17 protein-coding genes are annotated in these 19898 nt (G+C 70.1%); 8 read left to right on the top strand and 9 right to left on the bottom strand.

What is annotated here, in order from left to right; genetic code table 11:
- Nucleotides 1-74 precede the first annotated feature (74 nt).
- Nucleotides 75-860, top strand: a complete 786-nt coding sequence (locus C463_RS06910) for a PHP domain-containing protein (RefSeq protein WP_008442330.1) — start codon at nucleotides 75-77, stop codon at nucleotides 858-860.
- A gap of 206 nt (nucleotides 861-1066) precedes the next feature.
- Here C463_RS06910 and C463_RS06905 read toward each other — a convergent pair whose 3' ends face one another.
- The gene (locus C463_RS06905) at nucleotides 1067-2305 is read right to left on the bottom strand and encodes a mandelate racemase/muconate lactonizing enzyme family protein (protein WP_008442328.1); all 1239 of its coding nucleotides are present in this window, start codon (nucleotides 2303-2305) and stop codon (nucleotides 1067-1069) included.
- A 97-nt stretch (nucleotides 2306-2402) separates the two neighbouring features.
- Here C463_RS06905 and C463_RS06900 point away from each other — a divergent pair, with 97 nt between their 5' ends.
- Nucleotides 2403-2876 carry a TRAM domain-containing protein gene (locus tag C463_RS06900; protein WP_008442326.1) on the top strand — a complete coding sequence of 158 codons (474 nt, stop codon included), beginning with the start codon at nucleotides 2403-2405 and terminating at the stop codon, nucleotides 2874-2876.
- Nucleotides 2877-2948: 72 nt separating this feature from the next.
- Here the strand turns inward: C463_RS06900 and C463_RS06895 are convergent, their stop codons facing one another.
- Both C463_RS06895 and C463_RS06890 read right to left on the bottom strand, forming a co-directional pair.
- Nucleotides 2949-4049 (bottom strand): geranylgeranyl reductase family protein, encoded by a 1101-nt coding sequence (locus C463_RS06895; RefSeq protein WP_008442324.1) that lies wholly within the window; start codon nucleotides 4047-4049, stop codon nucleotides 2949-2951.
- Between the two features lie 95 nt (nucleotides 4050-4144).
- The gene (locus tag C463_RS06890; RefSeq protein WP_008442323.1) at nucleotides 4145-6385 is read right to left on the bottom strand and encodes a thioredoxin domain-containing protein; all 2241 of its coding nucleotides are present in this window, start codon (nucleotides 6383-6385) and stop codon (nucleotides 4145-4147) included.
- A 174-nt stretch (nucleotides 6386-6559) separates the two neighbouring features.
- Here C463_RS06890 and purD point away from each other — a divergent pair, with 174 nt between their 5' ends.
- Both purD and C463_RS19905 read left to right on the top strand, forming a co-directional pair.
- Nucleotides 6560-7843: a phosphoribosylamine--glycine ligase gene (gene purD / locus C463_RS06885; RefSeq protein WP_008442322.1), complete on the top strand. Its 1284-nt coding sequence runs from the start codon at nucleotides 6560-6562 to the stop codon at nucleotides 7841-7843.
- Between the two features lie 67 nt (nucleotides 7844-7910).
- Complete coding sequence (locus tag C463_RS19905; protein WP_008442321.1) at nucleotides 7911-8459, top strand: acyltransferase; 549 nt, start codon at nucleotides 7911-7913, stop codon at nucleotides 8457-8459.
- A gap of 13 nt (nucleotides 8460-8472) precedes the next feature.
- On the opposite strand, the gene C463_RS06875 is transcribed toward C463_RS19905, so the two are convergent.
- Nucleotides 8473-8808, bottom strand: a complete 336-nt coding sequence (locus C463_RS06875; RefSeq protein ID WP_008442320.1) for a DUF5798 family protein — start codon at nucleotides 8806-8808, stop codon at nucleotides 8473-8475.
- Nucleotides 8809-8930: 122 nt separating this feature from the next.
- Between C463_RS06875 and surE the strand changes: the two genes are divergently transcribed.
- A complete protein-coding gene (gene surE / locus C463_RS06870) occupies nucleotides 8931-9725 on the top strand; it encodes a 5'/3'-nucleotidase SurE (protein WP_008442319.1) in 795 nt (264 codons plus the stop codon).
- 12 nt (nucleotides 9726-9737) lie between these two features.
- Here the strand turns inward: surE and C463_RS06865 are convergent, their stop codons facing one another.
- Complete coding sequence (locus C463_RS06865; protein ID WP_008442317.1) at nucleotides 9738-10406, bottom strand: nucleotide exchange factor GrpE; 669 nt, start codon at nucleotides 10404-10406, stop codon at nucleotides 9738-9740.
- A gap of 73 nt (nucleotides 10407-10479) precedes the next feature.
- The gene (locus tag C463_RS06860) at nucleotides 10480-12003 is read right to left on the bottom strand and encodes a trehalase family glycosidase (RefSeq protein WP_008442316.1); all 1524 of its coding nucleotides are present in this window, start codon (nucleotides 12001-12003) and stop codon (nucleotides 10480-10482) included.
- Nucleotides 12004-12159: 156 nt separating this feature from the next.
- On the opposite strand from C463_RS06860, the gene C463_RS06855 reads away from it, so the two are divergent.
- From C463_RS06855 to C463_RS06845, 3 genes are read left to right on the top strand one after another with little or no spacing between them, the layout of a single operon-like run.
- Nucleotides 12160-13209 carry an ABC transporter ATP-binding protein gene (locus tag C463_RS06855; RefSeq protein ID WP_008442314.1) on the top strand — a complete coding sequence of 350 codons (1050 nt, stop codon included), beginning with the start codon at nucleotides 12160-12162 and terminating at the stop codon, nucleotides 13207-13209.
- Between the two features lie 4 nt (nucleotides 13210-13213).
- Nucleotides 13214-14152, top strand: a complete 939-nt coding sequence (locus C463_RS06850) for a carbohydrate ABC transporter permease (protein WP_008442312.1) — start codon at nucleotides 13214-13216, stop codon at nucleotides 14150-14152.
- A gap of 6 nt (nucleotides 14153-14158) precedes the next feature.
- Nucleotides 14159-15124: a carbohydrate ABC transporter permease gene (locus C463_RS06845; RefSeq protein WP_008442310.1), complete on the top strand. Its 966-nt coding sequence runs from the start codon at nucleotides 14159-14161 to the stop codon at nucleotides 15122-15124.
- A 125-nt stretch (nucleotides 15125-15249) separates the two neighbouring features.
- On the opposite strand, the gene C463_RS06840 is transcribed toward C463_RS06845, so the two are convergent.
- The 3 genes from C463_RS06840 to C463_RS06830 all read right to left on the bottom strand — a co-directional run bounded on the left by C463_RS06840 (nucleotide 15250) and on the right by C463_RS06830 (nucleotide 19838).
- Nucleotides 15250-16797 (bottom strand): cryptochrome/photolyase family protein, encoded by a 1548-nt coding sequence (locus C463_RS06840; RefSeq protein ID WP_008442309.1) that lies wholly within the window; start codon nucleotides 16795-16797, stop codon nucleotides 15250-15252.
- An 80-nt stretch (nucleotides 16798-16877) separates the two neighbouring features.
- Entirely contained in the window at nucleotides 16878-17324 is a 447-nt protein-coding gene (locus tag C463_RS06835; protein ID WP_008442307.1) for a phosphate-starvation-inducible PsiE family protein, read from the bottom strand.
- Nucleotides 17325-17363: 39 nt separating this feature from the next.
- Nucleotides 17364-19838, bottom strand: a complete 2475-nt coding sequence (locus tag C463_RS06830; RefSeq protein ID WP_008442305.1) for a DEAD/DEAH box helicase — start codon at nucleotides 19836-19838, stop codon at nucleotides 17364-17366.
- Nucleotides 19839-19898 lie beyond the last annotated feature (60 nt).

The following is a 19898-nucleotide window of genomic DNA, read 5'->3' as shown; positions in this document are numbered from 1 at the left end:
GGACGTCGACGGATCGCGGCGTGGGTTCTCCGTGCGACCCGAACCTTCGAGTCGACCCGGGACGAAAGAGGGGCGTGTACGATCACCACGCCCACACGAACTACTCGGACGGGGCGTTCCTGCGCTGGATGGTCGACGCGGCCGCGGACGCAGGGCTCGACGGGATCGGGTTCGCCGACCACTGTAACGTCTCGCCGGATGCGAGCGCGCAGCGCTACAAGCGCGCGCTCGGGTTCAACCTCGACTTGACCTACGAGCGGCGCCGCGAGGCGATCGAGGCGGTCCGCGAGGACGTCGCGATCGACGTGTTCGACGCCGTCGAGATGGACTACGATCCCGCTCACGAAGATGCGATCGCCGAGTTCCTCGACGACGCCGGCTTCGACTACGCCGTCGGCAGCGTCCACGAACTCGACGGCGCGAACGTCCACACGCGCTCGCACTTCGCCGACAAGCCGGAGTCCGAGCGCCGGGAGCTGGTCGATCGGTACTTCGAGAAGCTGGTCGCCTTGGTCGAATCGGAGCTGTTCGCGATCGCCGCGCACCCGGACCTTATCGAGCGCAACCCGCACCTCCGCGGGTTCGCGACCGAGGACCACTATGCCGCGGTCGCCGAGGCGTTCCGCGACTCGCGGACCGTCCCGGAGATCAACGCCGGCCGGCTGCTCGACGACTACGGGGAGTTCCACCCGGCGCCCGCATTCCTCGACCGACTCCTCGACGCCGGGGTCGGTGTGACCGTCGGAACCGACAGCCACGAACCGGACGCGATCGCGGCCCGCATGCGGGAGATAGAGGCCGAACTCGACCGGCGCGGGCTGGAGCCGGTTCGACTCGACGGGGTCGTCGCGGAGGCCTGATCGGGCCGGCCGGGCAGTCGACCGTTATGAGCGAATAGTCTCCGCGCTTGACTTCGGCTTACGCCGGATCGAACAACGCGAATCGAAGATTCGCTTGCCCGACGAAGCTGCGCTTCGTCGAACTGCGAAAGTCAGAGATTTTCGCGTTTGATTTCGCTCCGCTCAATCAAACAACGCCTGACTCCGTCAGTCGAGCACGACGAGGCTTACGCCTCGTCGAATAGGGTCTCGCCTTCGACCATGTGCTCCTCGACGGTGTCCAGATCGAGCGTGAGGCCGAGGCCCGGCTTCTCCGGCACCTCGATGTACCCGTCCTCGATGACGTCCTCCTCGACGAGGTCCTCCCACCAGCCGAGCTCGTAGGAGTGGTACTCGATCGCCAGCGAGTTCGGGATCGAGGTGCCGACGTGGGCCGCCGCCATCGTCGCGACCGGCGAGGCGACGTTGTGCATCGCGACCGGGACGTAGTACTGGTTCGCCACGTCCGCGATCTTGCGGGTCTCGCGCATGCCGCCGACCTTCGGCAGGTCGGGCGCGACGATGTCGACCGCCTGGTTCTCGATGAGGCGGCGCAGTTCGGTGACGCGATAGCGGTTCTCGCCGACCGTGATCGGCGTGGTCGTGTTCTTCGTGACCTCCTCTTGCACTTCGAGGTTCTCCGGCGGCACGGGGTCTTCGAGCCACCACACGTCGTACTCCTCGATGGCGTCCGCGAGGCGCTTCGCCGAGCCGCCCGAGAAGGTCCAGTGGCAGTCGAAGGAGACGTCGGCCTTATCCTTCACGCGCTCGGTGACCTTCTCGACGATCTCGGCCTTGTGGCGGATCTCGCCGGGACGGAGGTGGCGGTTCGCGCGGTCCTTCTCGAATCCGCTGGGCACGTCGAGGTCGAACTTCAGGGCGTCGTAGCCGAGCTCGTCGACGACGCGCTCGGCCTCGTCGGCGCACGCCTCGGGGTCGGCCTCCTCCTCGGTGTGGCAGTCGCAGTAGACGCGCATCTCGTCCCGGTACTTGCCGCCGAGCAGCTGGTAGGCGGGAACGTCGAGGATCTTGCCGGCCACGTCGTGGAGCGCCACCTCGATGCCGGAGATGGCCGTGACGGTGACGCCCTCGACGGAGCCCTCGCCCGACATCTTCTGGATGAGGTGTTCGTAGAGGCGGTCGATGTCGAGCGGGTTCTCGCCGATGACGAACGGCTTCATGCGCTCGATGAGTTCGGGCACGCCCGCGCCCCAGTACGCCTCGCCGGTGCCGACGACGCCCGCGTCGGTGTACACGCGGACGAGCGTCCACGGGAAGTTGCCGTCGACCATCGTCGTCTGGACGTCCGTGATCTCGACGTCGCGGCCGCCGCCGCGCGTCCCCGTGGTCTCCATCGTCTCGGCGGAGAGCTCACGCATCGTGTACTCCGCGTTCGGATCGTGGAGCGACTCATAGTTTCGGCTCATGACCGGGTGATTCATTCGGAACAGGGTAAACGTTTACCTTCGCACGGCGGACGCCCGAACAGGTGGCTTTTCATCCCCGTACGCGCTACTGGTCTCCATGGTCGAAATCACCGATTCTCTCGCGTGTCTGTACACGGGGCGGGTTGAGTCCCGCGGCGATGACTACGTCGTCACCGTTCCCGCCTCGGAGATCGAACACGGAAGCGTCAGCGTCGGCGAAACGTATCGGATCGCCGTCCTGGACCGCGCCGAATCCGACGGCGAGGCGGCGTCCGACGACGACGCGTCCGTCTCCGACGCCGACGCCGGCTCGGACGGTACCCCGTCCGACGACGGGCGGCGTCCCACCTCTCGCGGGGCCGCCGGCGCGGTCCAGCCCGACCCGCCCGTCTCGGAGGGCGAGGTCCGCGACGTGACGATCGAGACGCTCGGCGACAAGGGCGACGGGATCGCGAAGATCGAGCGCGGCTACGTCGTCATCGTCCCCGACGCCGAACCCGGCGAGGAGCCGACCGTCGAGATCACGAGCGTCCGCGAGAACGTCTCGTTCGCGGACATCGTCGAGGAGTAGCGCCGCGTTCCAGAACTCCGCGTCACCGACCGCGCGTCCCTTTTCTCACCGACCGCCGTCGCGCGTCCCCTCTCACTCGGGCGGTTCGCCCCGCGAGAACAGCGCCCGCAGGTTCGACGGCGAGAAGAACGACGACGGCTCGTCCATGTGGACGCCGATCTCGCCCGACAGCGTCCGCAGTCCAACCCGCTGGACCGGCTCGGGGAGCGAGTAACACCGCCGGATCGCCTTCCCGAGCCGGATCTCCGTGGCGAGTTCGTCGCGCCACCCGGACTCGTAGTCGGCGAGCGTGGCCGGGTCGCGCGGGTCGATCGTCTCGACCGCGACGTCGGCCGCGCGCATCCCGTAGAGGATGCCGCCGCCGGTGAACGGCTTCGTCTGCGCGGCGGCGTCGCCGATCAGGAAGCCGCGGTCGCTCGTCGTCCGCGACGGCGGCCCCACCGGGATCGCCCCGGAGCAGCGTCGGTCGGTCGTCGCACCGTACGCGACCGTGAGCCGGTCGAACATCCCCGAGACGTCCTCGCTCGGCGGCGCCGCCAGCCCGTACTCGACGCCCGCGTCGCCGCGGGGGATCCGCCACTCGAAGAACGTCGGCGCGGTGAGGTGGACGTCGACGTAGTCGCCCGCGTCGGCCTCGTCGTCGAACCCGAGGACGCCGTGGAGCAGCTCGTCCGGCTCCGGGAGGTCGAGCGCGCGGCGCACCCTCGAGGTCGGCCCGTCGCAGCCGGCGACCATCCGGGCCTCGACCTGCTCCACGTCGCCCGCGGGGGTCTTGACTTCGACGACGACCCGGTCGGAGCGCTCCTCGACACCGACGACCGTGTGATCCTCTCGGACGTCGGCGCCCGCGTCCCGGGCGCAGTCGGCGAGCGTCCGGTCGAGTCCGACGCGGTCGATCACGTTCGACACCGGTTCTCGCTTGTAGAACGGATACGCCGTCGATCCCGGACCGCCGACGTGGAAGCGAGCGCCGTACACGAGGTTCTGGAGGAGCGCGTCGCGGGCGCCGTCGGGGACGTACTCCCACACGTCCTCCGAGACGTGTCCGGAGCAGGCGAGCGGCTCGCCGACCGCCCCCTTCTCGAAGGCGACGACGTCGTGGCCGGCCTCGGCCGCGCGCCGGGCGAACCGGGAGCCCGGCGGCCCCGCGCCCACGACGACGAAGTCGTACATGGAGGGAACGAGGTGACGGGGATATTTAATTGCGACGCGGTGGCTTTCCGACCGGATTCGCGGGCCGGGAGCCGAGGCGGTCCGGGGCGACGTCGTTACGCCGACGCGTCCCGCGTCTCAAGCCACTCCAGCGCCGAATCGAGGTCGGTCCGCGGGGGCGAGCAGGTGAACCCCTCGCAGACGTAGGCGGTCGGTTCGCCGTCCGTCGCGTCCCGGTCCGCCCAGATCGGCGGCGCCTCGGCCATCCCGAGGGCGTCGAGCCACGCGTCGAGTCCGTCTTCTGTGGCCGGGCGCGGCGCGACGAGGGCGCCTGGCAGGTACCGCTCGCCGAGCGTCTCCCGCCATTCGTCCGGCACCTCGTCGGCGGCGATCGTCACCTCGATACCGCCGGTCTCGACGACGTCCGCGGCGCGCACGAGCGAGGCGTGTTCGAGCGGGCTCCCGCGGATCCGGTCGGCGTGGGTCGTCAGGACGCGCTCGGCGATCTCCCGGAACTCCCCGTCGGTCCGGAAACCGTCGAGGAGCGCGAGCGTCTCGGCCGCGACCCCGAGGCTCGACGGCGTCGACCGGTCGGTGAACTCCTGCGGCCGCGCGATGAGGGGACCGGAATCGGCGTTCCGGCTCCCCCCTCCGGCCCCCTCTCCGTCGAGGTCTCGGGTGAAGTAGATCGTCCCGTCGTCGGCGTCGTAGAACTCGTCGACGAGCGCGTCTGCCAACTCCAGCGCGAACCCGAGCGGCTCCGGGTCCCCGGTCGCGGCGTAGACGTCGAGCGCGCCGCGCGCGAGGAACGCGTAGTCGTCGAGGTATCCGGGGCCCCGAACGTCGCCGTCGAGCCAGCGCCGGGCGAGGGCGCCGGTCTCGTTCTCGGCATCGTAGAGTCGCTCGTGACAGAAGTCGAGCGCCTCGCGGGCGATCTCGGCGTACTCTTCGCCGAGGGTGTCCCCCGCCCTCGCGAACGCGGAGATAGCCCGCCCGTTCCACGAGGCCAATACCTTCTCGTCGCGGGCGGGACGCGGGCGCGACTCCCGGGCGTCGAACAGCGTCGTCCGCGCCTCCGTCAGGATCTCTCGAACCTTCTCGGGCGACAGATCGCGGTCCGCGGCCAACTCTTCGACTGACGCGGCGAGCGTCGGGACGGTCGTGCCGCGCTCGAAGTTGCCGCCGGACCGGATCCCGTACCGCTTCTTCGCCAGCGACGCCGCCGGCTCGTCGAGGACGGCGTCGACCTCCTCGGGCGTCCAGACGTAGAAGGCGCCCTCGACGTCCCCTTCTCCGTCGCCCTCGTCGGAATCGCTCCCGTCTCGCCGACTCTCGGGCGGTCGGCTGCGCGCGTCGAGCGTGCTGAAGAAGGCACCGCCCTCGTGCCGGAGTTCGCGGTCGAGGAACGCGAGCGACTCGCCCGCGACGCGGGCGTAGGCGGGGTCGCCCGAGAGCCGGTAGCCGTCGAGGTAGGCCATCGGCAGTTCGGCGTTGTCGTACAGCATCTTCTCGAAGTGGGGGACGGTCCACTGGCGGTCGACCGCGTAGCGGTGGAACCCGCCGCCGATCTGGTCGTACATCCCGCCGTTCGCCATCCCGTCGAGGGTCCCCGTCGCGGCCGACAGGAGGGCGTCGCGGCCGCGGCCGGCGTACGCCCGCATGAGGAGGTCGATCCGGCCGGGCATCGGGAACTTCGCGCCCCCGCCCCCGAAGCCGCCGTACTCCTCGTCGTAGCCGCGCAGCGCCGCGGCGGCGGCCGTGTCGAGCAGGTCGTCGCCGGGCGGTGAGGCGGCTTCTCCGTCCGATCCCGGTGTGTCCGGGTTCGGCACGGACTCCAGTTCGTCGCGCGCGCTCTGGGTCCACTGGTCGGCGCGCCGCTTCATCTCCTCGCGCTGCTCGGGGTCGCTCCAGGAGTCGGCGATGCGCTCGCAGAGCCCCCGGAAGCCGGGGTGGTTCTGCCGCGGCTCGGGCGGGAAGTAGGTCCCGACGTAGAACGGCTTCCCCTCGGGCGTACACCACGCCGAGAGCGGCCACCCGCCGCCGCCCGTGACCAGCTGGCAGACGGTCATGAACGTGCTGTCGACGTCCGGGCGCTCCTCGCGGTCGACCTTGACCGGGACGAACGAGTCGTTCACGACGCCCGCGACCGACTCGTCCTCGAAGCTCTCCTCGGCCATGACGTGACACCAGTGGCACGAGGAGTAGCCGATGGAGACGAACACCGGCACGTCGTGTTCGCGGGCGAGCTCGAACGCCTCGTCGCCCCACGGCTGCCAGTTGACGGGGTTGTCCGCGTGCTGTTGGAGGTAGGGACTCGCCTCCCCGTCGAGGCGGTTCCGCTCGGTCGGCTGTGACATACCCCCGATTCGGCCCGGCGGGGCAAAAGGCGTCCGGGCCGGGACGAACGCCCGCCGCTCCGGCCGCTCCCGCCGCTCCCGCCACCGACACAACCCCATGAATACCCACGAACGCGCATATATCGAGTTCGACAGAGAGTAAGGTTTACACTACCGTGCGGATATCCGTCGGACATGACGGAGACCGTACTGCTGGTGGGGGGCGGCGGCCGCGAACACGCGATCGCCCGCGCCGTGGCGGACGACTGCGCGCTGTACGCCTGCGCGAGCGTCCGGAACCCGGGGATCCGACGGCTCGCCGACGGGTTCGAGGCGATCGAGGAGACCGACGCCGCCGCGGTCGCCGACTACGCGACCGAGGTCGGCGCGGACCTCGCAGTCATCGGCCCCGAATCGGCGCTGGAGGCCGGGGTCGCGGACGCGCTCGACGACGCCGGCGTCTACGCGTTCGGCCCGCGGGCCGAGGAGGCCCGGCTGGAGACGGACAAGGCGTACCAGCGCGAATTCATGGAGGAGAACGCGATCCCCGGCTGTCCCGACTACGCCGTGTTCGACGATATGGGGGCCGCCTGCGAGTACATCGACGAGTACGACGGCGACCTGGCGGTCAAGCCCGCCGGGCTCACCGGCGGCAAGGGCGTGAAAGTGATCGGCGATCAGGTGACCGCGGAGGAGGCCAAGGCGTATCTCCGCGACGTCGACTACGACCGGGTCGTCCTCGAAGAGCGGCTCGTCGGCGAGGAGTTCACGATTCAGGCGTTCGTCGCGAACGGCGACGTGCGGACGACGCCCGCCGTCCAGGACCACAAGCGCGCCTACGAGGGCGACGAGGGCCCGAACACCGGCGGGATGGGGTCGTACACCGACACCGGCTATTCGCTCCCCTTCATGACCGAGGGCGACTACGACGCCGCGGTCGACGTGCTGGACGCCGTCGTCGACGCGCTCCCCGACTACAAGGGCGTCCTCTACGGCCAGTTCATGCTCACCGACGAGGGACCGAAGGTGGTGGAGTTCAACGCGCGCTTCGGCGACCCGGAGGCCATGAACACGCTCCCCGTCCTCGACACGCCGTTCGTCGACGTGCTCGCCGCCGCCCGCGACGGCGACTCGCTCCCGGAACTCGAGTTCTCGGGCGCGGCGACCGTCTGTAAGTACGCGGTGCCGGACGGCTACCCGACCGACCCGGACGCGGGCGCGGAGATAGCCGTCGACGAGGAGAGCGCGGGCGACGCCCTCCTCTACTACGCGAGCGTCGACGAGCGCGACGGTCGGCTGTACACCACCACCTCGCGGGCGTTCGCCGTCGTCGGCCGCGGCGACTCCGTTACGGCCGCCGAGGCGCAGGCCGAGGACGCGCTGGCCGCCGCGGGCGACCGCGTCCGGATCCGCCACGACATCGGCACAGCGGACCTCGTTCAGCGCCGGATCGACCACATGGACGAACTGCGGAGCTGATCCGGCCCAGTCGGTCGATCGGCGATCCGGAGCGACCCTTTTATCCCCGCCGTCCGAACGCCGTGACGTGACAGACGACGACGCGGCCGCGACGCCCGAGGACCCGTCCCGAAGCGACCGCCTCGACCGATTTGCGACGCCGGGGCCGCGAAACTCTCTGTGGTCGTGGCCGGACGCGAAGTCGCCGCTCGCGGTCGCCCGCAACTACGTCGTCATCGTGCTCGCGCGGATCTGTCCGAGCCTCCGGCTCAAGAACTGGCTGCTGCGGCGGATCGGCGTCACGGTCGGGGAGGGCGTCGCGTGGGGGTTGGAGTCGACGCCGGACGTGTTCTGGCCCGAGCGGATCACCGTCGGCGACGACGCGATAATCGGGTACGACGCCACGCTGCTGTGCCACGAGTTCCTCCACGAGGAGTATCGGCTCGGCGACGTGGTCGTCGAGGACGAGGCCATGATCGGCGCGGGGGCGGTCGTGCTCCCGGGCGTCACTATCGGCGAGGGCGCGCGCGTCGCCGCGAACTCGCTGGTCGCGGACGACGTGCCGCCGGGCGCGACCGTCGCGGGGGTCCCGGCCGAGGTCGTCTCCCGGACGGACGCGGCGGCGAGCGACGACTGAACGCGACGGCGATCTACGCGGCGTCGGTGGCGTCGTCCGAGGCGCCGTCTGCGGCGTCGGTGTCCGCGCCGCTGCCGTCGCCCTCGGCGGCCGCCGACTCCTCGGCGTCCGTGATGTGCGCCTCGGTGCTCACGCGCTCCAAGTCGACGCCGACCTCCTCGGCGACGGCGTCGAGGACGGCGCGCTGTTCGGCCATCTCGTTTTCGAGCGTCTTGACGCGCTCGGAGGTGTCTATCACCGTCTCCTGCGTCTCGTCGACCTCCTCGCGGAGTTCGCTGATCTTCTTGTACGTGCGCTCCGCGCGGTCGGCGAGCGTCTGGATCTTCTTCGCGGTGTCCCCGAATCCCATACCGACAGGTCGGTCCGGCGATATGTGTGCTTTTCCGTTCGGTTCGGCGTTCCCCGCCGCTTCGTTGCCGTTGCGCCTCTGACCGACGGTGGACTTTTGCCCGACTCGCCCGTGATCCGGGTATGAGCGTCGACCGGATCCTGTTGACCAACGACGACGGCGTCGACGCCGCGGGGCTGCGCGCGCTGTACGACGCGCTCGCGGCCGAGTACGCGGTGACAGTCGTCGCGCCGGCTGACGACCAGTCCTCGGTCGGCCGCCTGCTCTCCGAGGACGTCGGCGTCGAAGACCACGACCTCGGGTACGTCGTCGACGGCACCCCCGTGGACTGCGTCGTCGCGGGGCTCGACGAGCTGGTCCCCGACGCCGACGCGGTCGTCGCGGGCTGTAACGAGGGGGCGAACCTCGGCGCCTACACGCTCGGCCGGTCGGGAACCGTCTCCGCGGCGGTCGAGGCGTCGTTCTTCGGCGTGCCCGCGGTGGCGACGTCGATGTACGTGCCGGGCGGCGACGACTGGTGGAAACGCGAGTTCGAGGGACCAGACTTCGCGCACGCGGTCCGCGCCACCCGGTTCATCATCGACGAGGCGGTCGGCGCGGGCGTGTTCGACCGCGCGGACTACCTCAACGTCAACGCGCCCATCGCGGACGCGGACCGCGCGCCGCTCCGCGTCACGACGCCCTCGACGTGGTACGGGCTGCGCGCGGAGCGGAACGGCGACGGCCGCGTGGGCTTCTCCGACCCGATCTGGGGCCGGATGAACGACGGCGACGTGCCGGACCCCGTGGGGACCGACCGGCGGGCCGTCGTCGACGGCGAGGTGTCGGTCTCGCCGCTGTCGGTACCGCACGCGGCGGAGCCGAACGCGGGGCTCGACGAGTTAGCGGACGCCTACGAAGCGGCGGTCCGGTCGTAAAAGCTGGCCGCGCTACTCCCCGTCGCCGGTGCTGACGGTCACCTTCGCCTCGCTCAGCACGCGGTCGCCCATCTCGTAGCCGGGCTCGTACACCTCGTGGACCGTTCCCTCGGGCCGATCGCTGTCGACGCGGAGCATCACCTGATGGCGCGCGGGGTCGACCTCCTCGCCCGGCTCCGGCTCGATCGACTCGACGCCCTCCTCGGCGAGCACGTCGTCGAACTTCTCCAGCGTCGACTCGACCCCGGGACGGAGGTCGCTCCCCTCGTCCTGGTCGAGGGCGCGCAGGAGGTCGTTCCGGACCGGGGTGAGGCGCTCGACGAGCGCCTCGGAGGCGCGCTCGCGGATCTCCTCCTGCTTCCGCTTCGCGCGTTCCTTGTAGTTGCTGAAGTCCGCCTTCGCGCGGGCGAGCTTGCTCGTCAGCTCGTCGACTTCCTCGTCGCGCTCGCGGAGTGCCGCTCGGGTGTCAGCGAGGTCGGCCTCCAGCGCCGCGACCTCCCGGGCGAGCGCCTCGTCGTGTTCGGCGACGGCCGCGGCGAGCGCCTCCTCGTCCCGCCGGGAGTCGGCGGCCGGCCCGCCGCTCGCTTCCTCGGCGGTCGCCTCCGCCGTGCCGTTCGCTCTCGCCGCGTCGCCCTCGGCGTCGTCGGGAGACTCGACATCGACGGCGTCGTCGTCGCTCATACCCGGTAGAAGTCGGTCGTCGGGGATAAGCGTTCAGAACCGCGACGCGGCCGGTTCGTCGTCCGCTCGGAGCCTACCGTCTGGCGGACAGCGCCGTGACGACGCCGTTCGTCCAGCCGAACCCGTACTGGGGCTCGTACTCGCCCAAGTCGGTCGTTTCACTCACCGTTCGGACGTCGTACTTCTCCGCCATGCGGCCGGTCTCCTCGAAGGAACTCCGCGCGAGGTCGACCCAGCGGCCGGCGATCTCGTCGGCCAGGTCGTCGTGGCCGTACCGGCGCAGGCCGGTGACGGCCATCCAGTGGAGGGGGGCCCAGCCGCTCGGCGCGTCCCACTGCTCGCCGGTGGCTTCGAGCGTCGTCACCAGCCCGCCGGGCCGGAGGAAGTCGCGGCGGAGCCGGTCCGCGACCGCCGCCGCCCGGTCGTCGGTCGCGACGCCGGTGAACAGCGGCGCGACGGCCGCGAGGGTGAGCCGCTCCGACCGCTCGTCGTCGCGCCACGAGTAGTCGACGTAGAACCCGGCGTCCGCGTCCCAGCAGTACCGGTTGATCGCCGCCCGGCGGTCGGCCGCGAGGTCGGCGTACCGCTCGCCGGCCTCGCTCCGTCCGACGCGCGGGAGCCACTCCGCGAGGGCGGACTCCACGCCGAAGAGGACGGCGTTGAGGTCGACCGGGGCCAGTTCCGTCGTCCGGATGGTCGTGAGGTCGTCGCCCGCGAGCCAGCGAGAGCTGAAGTCCCACCCGGACTCGCAGGCCGCTCGGACGTCGCGGAACAGCCCGGGTCGGTCGTCGACGTTGACGCGCTCGGCGAGCCGTCGGTCCTCGTGGTACGACTCCGGCCGCGGCCGGGCGCGGTCGTCCCAGTACCGGTTGAGGACCGTCTCGTCCCCGAGCCCGAGGACGCGGCGGTGCGCCGCGGGGCCGTTGGCCTCGCCCACGCGGTCGGCGCCGTCCATCCAGAACTCGTGTTCCGTCCGGAGCGCCTCGACGTGGGGCGCGACCGCGTCGAACCCCTCCTCGCGCTCCAGCACGCGGAGCATGCGGTAGAGCAGCGGGACCTGCGACCGGCTGTCGTAGTACGCCCGGTTCCCGAGCGGGACGAACCCGAAGCGGTCCACGAGCGAGGCGATGTTCTCGACCATCCCCGCGATCAGGTCGGCCCGGTCGGCCGCCGCCAGCCCCTCCGCGGTGAAGTAGCTGTCCCAGTAGTACATCTCGCGGAAGCGACCGCCCGGCACGACGTGCGGGTTCGGGAGGGGGATCAGCGTCGACCCCGCCGAATCGGCGTCCTCGAACGTCCGAGTCAACGCGCCCCAGAGCGACGAGACGTGGTCCTCCATCGACCGCGACGCGGTGAGGTCCGGGGCCGCGGCGACCGGCTCCGGCAGCCGGAAGTGGGCCTCGACGAACGACTCCAGATCGAAGTCGGGCCGGTCGCGTCCCGTCAGGTACCGCTCGACCACGAGGTCCGGGGAGACGCGCGGTTCGGCGTCGACGAACCGCTTGTCGTCGTCGAAGAGGTCCCGACGCTGGACGGTGCGGAAGAGCTCGCCGGAGATCTGCGGAAAATTTGTGTAGTCGAAGAGACCGGAACTCATCTTCCCCACGTAGTGAAAGGATCGCTAAGTAATTATTGAATTAGCGGGGCAGAGAACGGATACCGCGCAGCGGCAGCCGTCCTGTTATCCATGTTCTATGATTAATTATAAGTGTAATAAATGAATACGGGCGGGTAGTCGATGACCCGCATTAGCATGCGATCGGTGAGCAAGTACTTCGACGGGGGTGACACGGTCGCCAACTACAAGCTGGACATGGAGGTGGACGACGGGGAGTTCGTGGTGTTCCTGGGGCCGTCCGGCTGCGGGAAGACGACCGCGCTCCGGATGATCGCGGGGTTGGAGGACCCGTCAGAGGGGGAAATCTACTTCGACGACGACCGGGTCGACGGGACCCCGCCCGCCGATCGCAACGTCGCGATGGTGTTCCAGAACTACGCGCTGTACCCCCACATGACCGTCAGGGAGAACATCGAGTACCCGCTGAAGGTCAGGGGCGTGCCGCCGGAGGAGCGCGACGAGCGGGTCGCGCAGGTCGCCGAACTGCTCCACATCGAGGACCAGATGGAGAGCGACCCGGGCGAGATATCCGGCGGGCAGCGTCAGCGGACCTCGCTCGCGCGGGCGATCGTCCGCGAGCCGTCCGTCTTCCTCCTCGACGAGCCGCTCAGTAACCTCGACGCGAAGCTCCGCCTGGAGATGCGCTCCGAGCTCAAGCGGATCCAGAACGAGCTCGGGATCACCACCGTCTACGTCACGCACAACCAGGAGGAGGCGATGAGCATGGGCGACAAGATCGTCGTGTTGAACGACGGGACGATCCGGCAGGTCGCTGACCCCGAGGAGCTGTACGCGCGACCGCGCACCACGTGGGTCGCGAAGTTCATCGGATCGCCCCCGATGAACCTCTTCGAGGGCGAGAACCGCGACGGAATCGTTCGGCTCTCCGAGGACAACACCCTCCCCCTGCCGACGGAGACGTCGTCGACGACCGTGTCCGTCGGGGTCCGTCCCGAGGACATCGCCGTGTCGACGGAACCGTCGGACACGGACTGGACGGTGCCGGGGACGGTGAAGACGGTCGAACCGCTCGGGGAGTACGTGCTGGTCAACGTCGAGGTGGGCGGCTCCGTGGTGAACGTCAAGGTCCCGAAGACGGACGCCGCGGCGGGGGATCACGTCCACCTCACGTTCGACCCGACCGACGCGTACCTCTACGACGAGGACGGGGAACTGGTGGCCTGATACCATGTCTGTCGGATCGTACCTCGAAGACCGGCTCGACCGCGACGTGGACCGGGAGAAGCTCACCGCGATCCTCGTGTTCATGCTCCCCGGACTCACGCTGTTCGCCATCTTCTCCGTCGGCCCGATGCTGTACTCGGCGGTCGGGAGCCTCTTCACCTGGGACGGGTTCACGATCGGGCAGTTCGCCGGGTTCGAGACGTGGATCGCGACGTTCCAAGACGACGCGATCATCAACTGGGACAACCTCCTCGCGTTCCAGTACCCAATGGGGGCGCTGCCGCAGAACGTCATCTGGATGGTGGTCCACGTCCCGCTGAGCACGCTGATCGGGCTCGGGCTCGCCCTGCTCTTCGCCGACCTGCGGGGGCGGAGCATCCTCCGCTCGATGGTGTTCCTCGCGTTCACCACGCCCACCGTCGTGATCGGCCTCGTCCTGCTCTTCGTCTACGACCCGCAGGCCGGCATCTTCAACGGGCTGCTCCGGGCTATCGGGCTGGAGTCGCTGGTCCGGAACTGGGTCCAACAGCCGCAGATCGCGATCTACGCGCTGGTCGCCGGCGGCGTCTGGGTCCAGACCGGATTCAGCATGCTGTTGTACAGTTCCGCGCTCGCGGGGATCGATCCGGCGTTGCTGGAGTCCGCCCGCGTCGACGGCGCGGGGCGGTTCCGGCGGTTCAAGGACATCATCTGGCCGCTCGTCAAGCCCGTGACGGCTGTCGTGGTGATCATGAGCATGATCTGGGTGATCCGGATCTTCGCCATCGTCTACGCGGCCGGCGGCCCGTCCGGGGGTCCGGGCGGGGCGTTCTCGGTACTGGGGCTGGAGGTGTACCAGGCCGCGTTCTCGGTCCCGATCGAGTACAGCAAAGCGATGGTCGTCGCGCTCATCGAACTGGTGATCGCGCTGCCGATGGCGTGGTACATCGCGTCAATGGACTGACCCACAATGACCGACACACACAACGCAGACGATCCGACCGACGCCGACAGCGAGCCGCAGACCGACGGCGGGCGCGTGTACCACGAGCCGCCGGAGACCGCACCGCTCTCCGACCGACCCCTCCCCGAGCGCCTCCGCGCGGCGGTTCCGAGCGGCGCGCGCGCGCTGCGGTACGTGATCGCGATCGGCGTCGCGCTGCTGTGGCTCGTCCCGCTTATCGGGCTGTTCATGGCCTCCGTCCGCCCGCTCGACCAGATCATTCAGGGCTGGTGGAACTTCGAGACGCTCACCGTCACCTTCGAGAACTACGCCGAGGCGTGGACGTTCCAGTCCGGGCCGATGCGGCAGGCGATGTACAACACCGCGATCGTCACCATCCCCGCGGTCCTCGCCGTGACGCTGCTCGGGACGATGGTCGCGTACCCGTTCGCCCGCTTCGACTTCCCGATGAAGAAGGCGCTGTTCTTCCTGCTCATCGTGGTCATGGCCGCGCCGCCGGAACTGGTCGCGATGGGGAACTACAACACGCTGCGGACGACCGGCCTGTTCGACACGTACATGGGGCTCATCCTCGTCCACATCGGCTGGGGGATGGGGTGGGTCGTCATGTTCCTCCGGAACTTCCTCCTCGGGCTCCCCGAGGAGCTCGAGGAGGCGGCGCGGATCGACGGCGCGTCGCGCTACCAGATCTTCAAGTCCATCGTGTTGCCGTACTCGGCCCCGGCGCTCGTCTCCGTGGCCGTCATCCAGTTCACGTGGGTGTGGAACTCCTTCTTCTTCCCCCTCGTGTTCATGCGGTCCCGCGAGAACCAGCTCGCGCCGCAGGTACTCCCCCTGATGAAGGGGCGCCTCCAGATCGATTGGGGGCTCGTCGCCGCCGGTTCGGTGCTGACGATGATCGTCCCCATCCTCCTGTTCGTCACCCTCCAGCGGTACTACAAGCAGGGAATGGTGGCCGCGGTCGCCGACTGAGTCCCCCTCGCCGCGCGAGTTTTCTCGGTCGAACTGACTTTCTCGACCGAACGGACTCGCTTTCGGCTCCAACGGTCGGACGCGGCCAGTAACCGTCTGAGGCGATCAGCTGCCGGCGGACGCGGTCAGTCGTCCGGATCCTCGCCGCGCGCCCGCTTGTACATCGCCAGCGCCGCCTCGCGGCGCTCGGAGTGGTCGACGATCGGCGACGGGTACTCCGGCGCGGCGTTCGCGCGCTGGGTGGGGGAGAGCTCGTGCCACTCGTGGATCAGGTCGGCGTCGACGCCGCGCAGTTCCGGAACGTACTCCGTGATGTACTCGGCGTCGGGGTCGTAGCGCTCCCCCTGCGTCATCGGGTTGAAGATGCGGAAGTAGGGCTGGGCGTCGGTCCCCGTGGAGGCCGCCCACTGCCAGCCGCCGTTGTCGTTCGCGGTGTCGTGGTCGGCCAGATGCCCCCGGAAGTGGTCGTAGCCGTGCCGCCAGTCCGCGAGCAGGTCCTTCGTCAGGAACGAGGCGACGATCATCCGCACGCGGTTGTGCATATACGCCTCCTCGCGCAGTTGGCGCATCCCGGCGTCGACGATGGGGTACCCCGTCTCGCCCCGCTTCCACGCCGCGATCTCCTCGCCGTCGTCGCGCCAGTCGATCCCCTCCTCGTACTCCTTGTAGTTCGCCGCCACCACCTCGGGGTTGTGGAAGAGGACCTGCGTGTAGAACTCCCGCCACGCGAGCTGCTGCTGGAACTCCTCGACCTGTTCGGGCGCGTCCTCGGGGCGCAAATCCGACTCCGCCTCGACCATGGCCTCTTCGGTCGCCGCGTACGCCTCCCGGACGCCGATCTCGCCGTATTTGAAGAACGCCGAGAGCCGGGAGGTCGCCTCCTCGGCCGGGTAGTCGCGCTCGGCCTCGTAGGCGAACACCGCCTCGTCGAGGAACTCGTCGAGGCGCTCGCGGGCGGCGGCCGTTCCCGCGGGCCCGACATCCGCATCCGGTTCCGCGAAGCCGAGGTCCGCGGGCGTCGGCAGGTCGCCGGCCGCGGCGACGGGCCCTTCGTCGACGCCGCCATCGGCGAGCGTCGCGTCGGTTCCGTCGCTCTCGGTGATCGCGTCGGCCGCCTCCGCCAGTCGGTCGGCGTCGGCGAGGCCCTCGCCGCCCGGCGTCGGCGCCGGGTCGTCCTTCGCGCGGTCCGTCCACTTCTTCCAGTAGTAGCTGTACACCGAGTAGGGGTCGCCGGCGTTCGTCCGGATCGCGTCGGGGTCGTGGAGGACCGCGTCGTGGTGCGCCTCGCGCTCGACGTCGACCGCGTCGAGCGCGCGCCTGACGCCGGCGTCGCGCTCTCTCGCGAGCCCGGAGTAGTCGCGGTTCCAGACGACGCGCTCGGCGTCGAGCGCCGCCGCGAGCTCCGGGAGGACGGTCTCCGGGTCGCCGCGCGCGACGAGCAGGTCGCTCCCGCGCTCGCGGTAGTCGTCTCGCAGCGCGGCCAGTCCGTCGAGCAGGCGGCGGATCCGCACGTCGCTCGCGTGGTCGAGGACCCCGGGATCGAAGACGAAGACGGGCGCGGCGGGCCCGCGGTCGGCGTCACCGCTCGCGTCCTCGCCGCCGGCCCCCGCCGCGGCCGCCAGGCCGACGTTGTCCGCGACTCTGAGGTCCCGTCGGTGCCAGAACAGCTCCATGGGATCGACACGGGCGCGTCCACCGTGAAACCACCGGGACCGCCGCGGGGGACGCGCGGACCTCCGGACGTGCCCAGTCGTCAGAGCTCCAGCCGCCCCGGAACGCTCACGCGGTCGAGCAGGAAGTAGCCGACCGTGAGCGCGAGGACGAGGACGCCGAGCGCCGCGGCCGCGAGCAGCGCCTCGTCCCCCGAGCCGTAGTCCTCCAGCCGGTAGCTGATCACCCGCCGGGAGACGGCGATGATCGCGGCGCTCACGACGATCCTGAGGACGGGCTGGCCGCGCGCGTAGGCCACCATCGTTCGGTGGACCTCGACGATGATCAGCAGAAGGAGGACGCTGTCGAGGAGTGCCACGACCTCGGCCGGGTCGGTGAAGTTCCCCGCGACGAGGAGCCGGTACAGCGAGACGAACAGGTCGAACACCCCGATGAGGAACAAAATGAGGAGGAAGTACGCCGCGCCGAGGACGAGCCACTCCATCGCGCGGGCTGCCGGGTCAGCCGCCTCGTCGAGGTCGAGCCGCATCGACAGACCGGTCGACGGCCGGGGGGAAGTCACTTTGGGTCAGGCGTCGGTCCCGGTCAGCGATTCGAGCAGTCGCACGGCCGGCGCCTTCGCTAAGGGGTCGTTCCCGTTGCCGCAGTGCGGCGACTGGACGCAGGCCGGGCAGCCGCCCTCGCAGTCGCAGGTGTCGATGAGCCGCGCCGTCCGGGTCATCAGCTCCTCGATCCGCCGGTGGCCGCGGCGCGTGAGCCCGACGCCGCCCGGGTAGCCGTCGTAGACGAACACCGCCGGCCCCTCGGTGTGGGGGTGGTGCGGCGTCGAGATGCCGCCGACGTCGGCGCGGTCGCAGAGCAGGTGGAACGGGAACAGCGAGATGATCCCGTGTTCGGCGGCGTGGATGCCGCCGTTGAACGCGTACTCGCCGCCCGGGATCGGCTCGCCGTCGCCCCCGGGGCCCGACCCATCGTCGGTGGGGTCGTCCGTGTCCGATTCGCTGTCCGGCACCTCGCCGCCGTCGGCGCTGACTTGGGGGTCGCCCGCGTCGTCGTCGTCGAGCGGGTCGCCGAGGCGCCGCATCTCGCGTTCGACATCAGCGGGGACGGGGAAGTACAGCGACTTCGTGCGCAGCGTCGTCTCAGGGAGGTCCAGCGTCGACTCGCCGAGCGACTCGCCGGTCGCGGCGTCCTTCCGGACGAACCCCGTGATCTGCTCGGTCACCGTGACGTCCGCGAACCGGACGGGCACGTCCGCGCGCGCCGAGAGCGCCCGCTCGTCGAGGTCCTCGTTCACGACCATGTCCTTGTCGGAGCGCACCTGCGTGTAGTAGTCCGCCCACGACTGCTGGAGTTCGGCCACGTCGCGGTCGAGGTCCAGTTCGACCACCTCGTAGGTGCGCCCCTGCTGGTGGTATATGGCGCCCGGATGGGCGTCCCGGAGCGCGTCGGCGAAGCCGAGCGTGGCGACCGTCTCGCCGCTCGACCGCTCGATCAGCGATATCTCCCGCTCCTCGGCGGTCCGGAGGTTCACGGACTGCTGCGGGCTCGACCCGCCGGCGTGGACCCAGCGCGTGCCCGCCGCGGCCTCGCGCCGGTTCAGGACGCCCTGGTCGGTCAGGTCCGCGACGACGCTCGGGAACGAGTCGCCGAAGAAGCGCTCGTCCTCGGGCGAGAGCCAGTTCTCGTCGGCCGCGCAGGCGACGTGGCCGGGCATGAGCTGTCCGTTCTCCGGGTCGCAGATCGCGTCCTCGGGCAGCGCGTCGAAGAAGTCGCTCGGGTTGCGCATCAGGTACTGGTCGAGCTGGTCTTCGCCGCCGACCATCACCACGAGGGCGGGGTCGTCGCCGCGGCCGGCCCGTCCCGCGCGCTGGTGGGCGGACATCCGCGTGCCGGGGTAGCCGTCGAGCACTACGGCGTCGAGCCCGCCCACGTCGACGCCGAGTTCGAGGGCGCTCGTCGACCAGACGCCGCGCAGGTCGCCGGCGTGGAGGTCGGCCTCTATCTCGCGGCGGCGGTCGTCCGTGAGCGCCGCCTGATAGGCGCCCACCTTCCCCGCGAGGTCGCGCTCGCCGCGCTCCCGGAGGTCGCTCGCGCTATCGGTCGCGTACTGCTCGGCGGTCTGTCGCGCCCGGGTGAACGCGAGCGTCTGCTGGCCCGCCGTCACGAGGTCGACGAAGAGGCGCTTGCTCTCCGTGTGGCTCGACTTCCGGCGGCCGCTGCCGCGCTCCTGCCAGTCGTCGTCGTACTCGGGCGGGTTCCACAGCACCCAGTCGCGCGGCCCGCGCCCCGACGTGTCCTCGTCGACGAGTTCGATCCCGTCCGAGTCGCGGCCGGTGACGGTCGCGACGTGGTCGACGGGGTTGTTGATCGTCGCCGAACAGCAGACGAACTGCGGCGACGAGCCGAACCGCTCGCAGGTCCGCGCGAGCCGGCGCAGCGTCAACGCGACCTGCGAGCCGAACACGCCGCGGTAGCTGTGGACCTCGTCGATCACGACGTACTCCAGCGACGAGAAGAACCAGTCCCAGAGCCGCCCCGCGTACGGCAACAGCGCGTAGTGGAGCATGTCGGGGTTCGAGAGGAGGACGGTCGGGCGGCGGTCGCGCACGTCGCGCTTCTCCGAGCGCGAGAGCCGGCCGGTGTACGAGTCGACCGAAACCCGGCTGCCGAAGCCGAGGTCGGTCGCGAGTTCGGACAGCGACTCCTCTTGATCGGCGATCAGCGCGTTCTGCGGGCCGATGTACAGGGTTCTCCCGCCGTGATCCATCGCCGCCTCGAACGCGGGGACGGTGTACGCGAGCGACTTCCCGCTCGCCGTCTCGGTCGCGAGGACGGCGTCGTCGCCGTCGCGGACCGCCTCGATCGCGTCGGCCTGATGTCGATAGAGCCGGTCGATCCCGCGGTCGGCGAGCGCGTCGGCGAGCCGCGGTTCGAGGTCGACGTCGGCGAACTCGGGGTCCCGGGCCGGGAGCCGCCGATGGTCGGCGATCTGTCCCTCGTAGAAGGGGCGGTCCCGTAGCCACTCGATGGCGTCGTCCACGGTTACGGTACCCTATGGTCGGCGGGCCCTAACGGTTGCGGTGAGGACGGGAGAGGGTGC

Origin of the sequence: Halorubrum californiense DSM 19288, assembly GCF_000336875.1 — an archaeon.
In the GTDB taxonomy this organism is placed as follows: domain Archaea; phylum Halobacteriota; class Halobacteria; order Halobacteriales; family Haloferacaceae; genus Halorubrum; species Halorubrum californiense.
Note: the sequence above shows the minus strand (reverse complement) of the source record. Positions and strands in the feature narration are given on the sequence as shown.

Excerpts from the sequence above, each read along its gene's own strand:
- C463_RS06890 (WP_008442323.1), bottom strand. The coding sequence starts at position 6,385 with ATGTCACAGCCGACCGAGCGGAACCGCCTCGACGGGGAGGCGAGTCCC.
- purD (WP_008442322.1), top strand. The coding sequence starts at position 6,560 with ATGACGGAGACCGTACTGCTGGTGGGGGGCGGCGGCCGCGAACACGCG.
- C463_RS06900 (WP_008442326.1), top strand. The coding sequence starts at position 2,403 with ATGGTCGAAATCACCGATTCTCTCGCGTGTCTGTACACGGGGCGGGTT.
- C463_RS06840 (WP_008442309.1), bottom strand. The coding sequence starts at position 16,797 with ATGGAGCTGTTCTGGCACCGACGGGACCTCAGAGTCGCGGACAACGTC.
- C463_RS06895 (WP_008442324.1), bottom strand. The coding sequence starts at position 4,049 with ATGTACGACTTCGTCGTCGTGGGCGCGGGGCCGCCGGGCTCCCGGTTC.
- surE (WP_008442319.1), top strand. The coding sequence starts at position 8,931 with ATGAGCGTCGACCGGATCCTGTTGACCAACGACGACGGCGTCGACGCC.
- C463_RS06875 (WP_008442320.1), bottom strand. The coding sequence starts at position 8,808 with ATGGGATTCGGGGACACCGCGAAGAAGATCCAGACGCTCGCCGACCGC.
- C463_RS06850 (WP_008442312.1), top strand. The coding sequence starts at position 13,214 with ATGTCTGTCGGATCGTACCTCGAAGACCGGCTCGACCGCGACGTGGAC.
- C463_RS06835 (WP_008442307.1), bottom strand. The coding sequence starts at position 17,324 with ATGCGGCTCGACCTCGACGAGGCGGCTGACCCGGCAGCCCGCGCGATG.
- C463_RS06860 (WP_008442316.1), bottom strand. The coding sequence starts at position 12,003 with ATGAGTTCCGGTCTCTTCGACTACACAAATTTTCCGCAGATCTCCGGC.
- C463_RS06865 (WP_008442317.1), bottom strand. The coding sequence starts at position 10,406 with ATGAGCGACGACGACGCCGTCGATGTCGAGTCTCCCGACGACGCCGAG.
- C463_RS06905 (WP_008442328.1), bottom strand. The coding sequence starts at position 2,305 with ATGAGCCGAAACTATGAGTCGCTCCACGATCCGAACGCGGAGTACACG.
- C463_RS06845 (WP_008442310.1), top strand. The coding sequence starts at position 14,159 with ATGACCGACACACACAACGCAGACGATCCGACCGACGCCGACAGCGAG.
- C463_RS06855 (WP_008442314.1), top strand. The coding sequence starts at position 12,160 with ATGCGATCGGTGAGCAAGTACTTCGACGGGGGTGACACGGTCGCCAAC.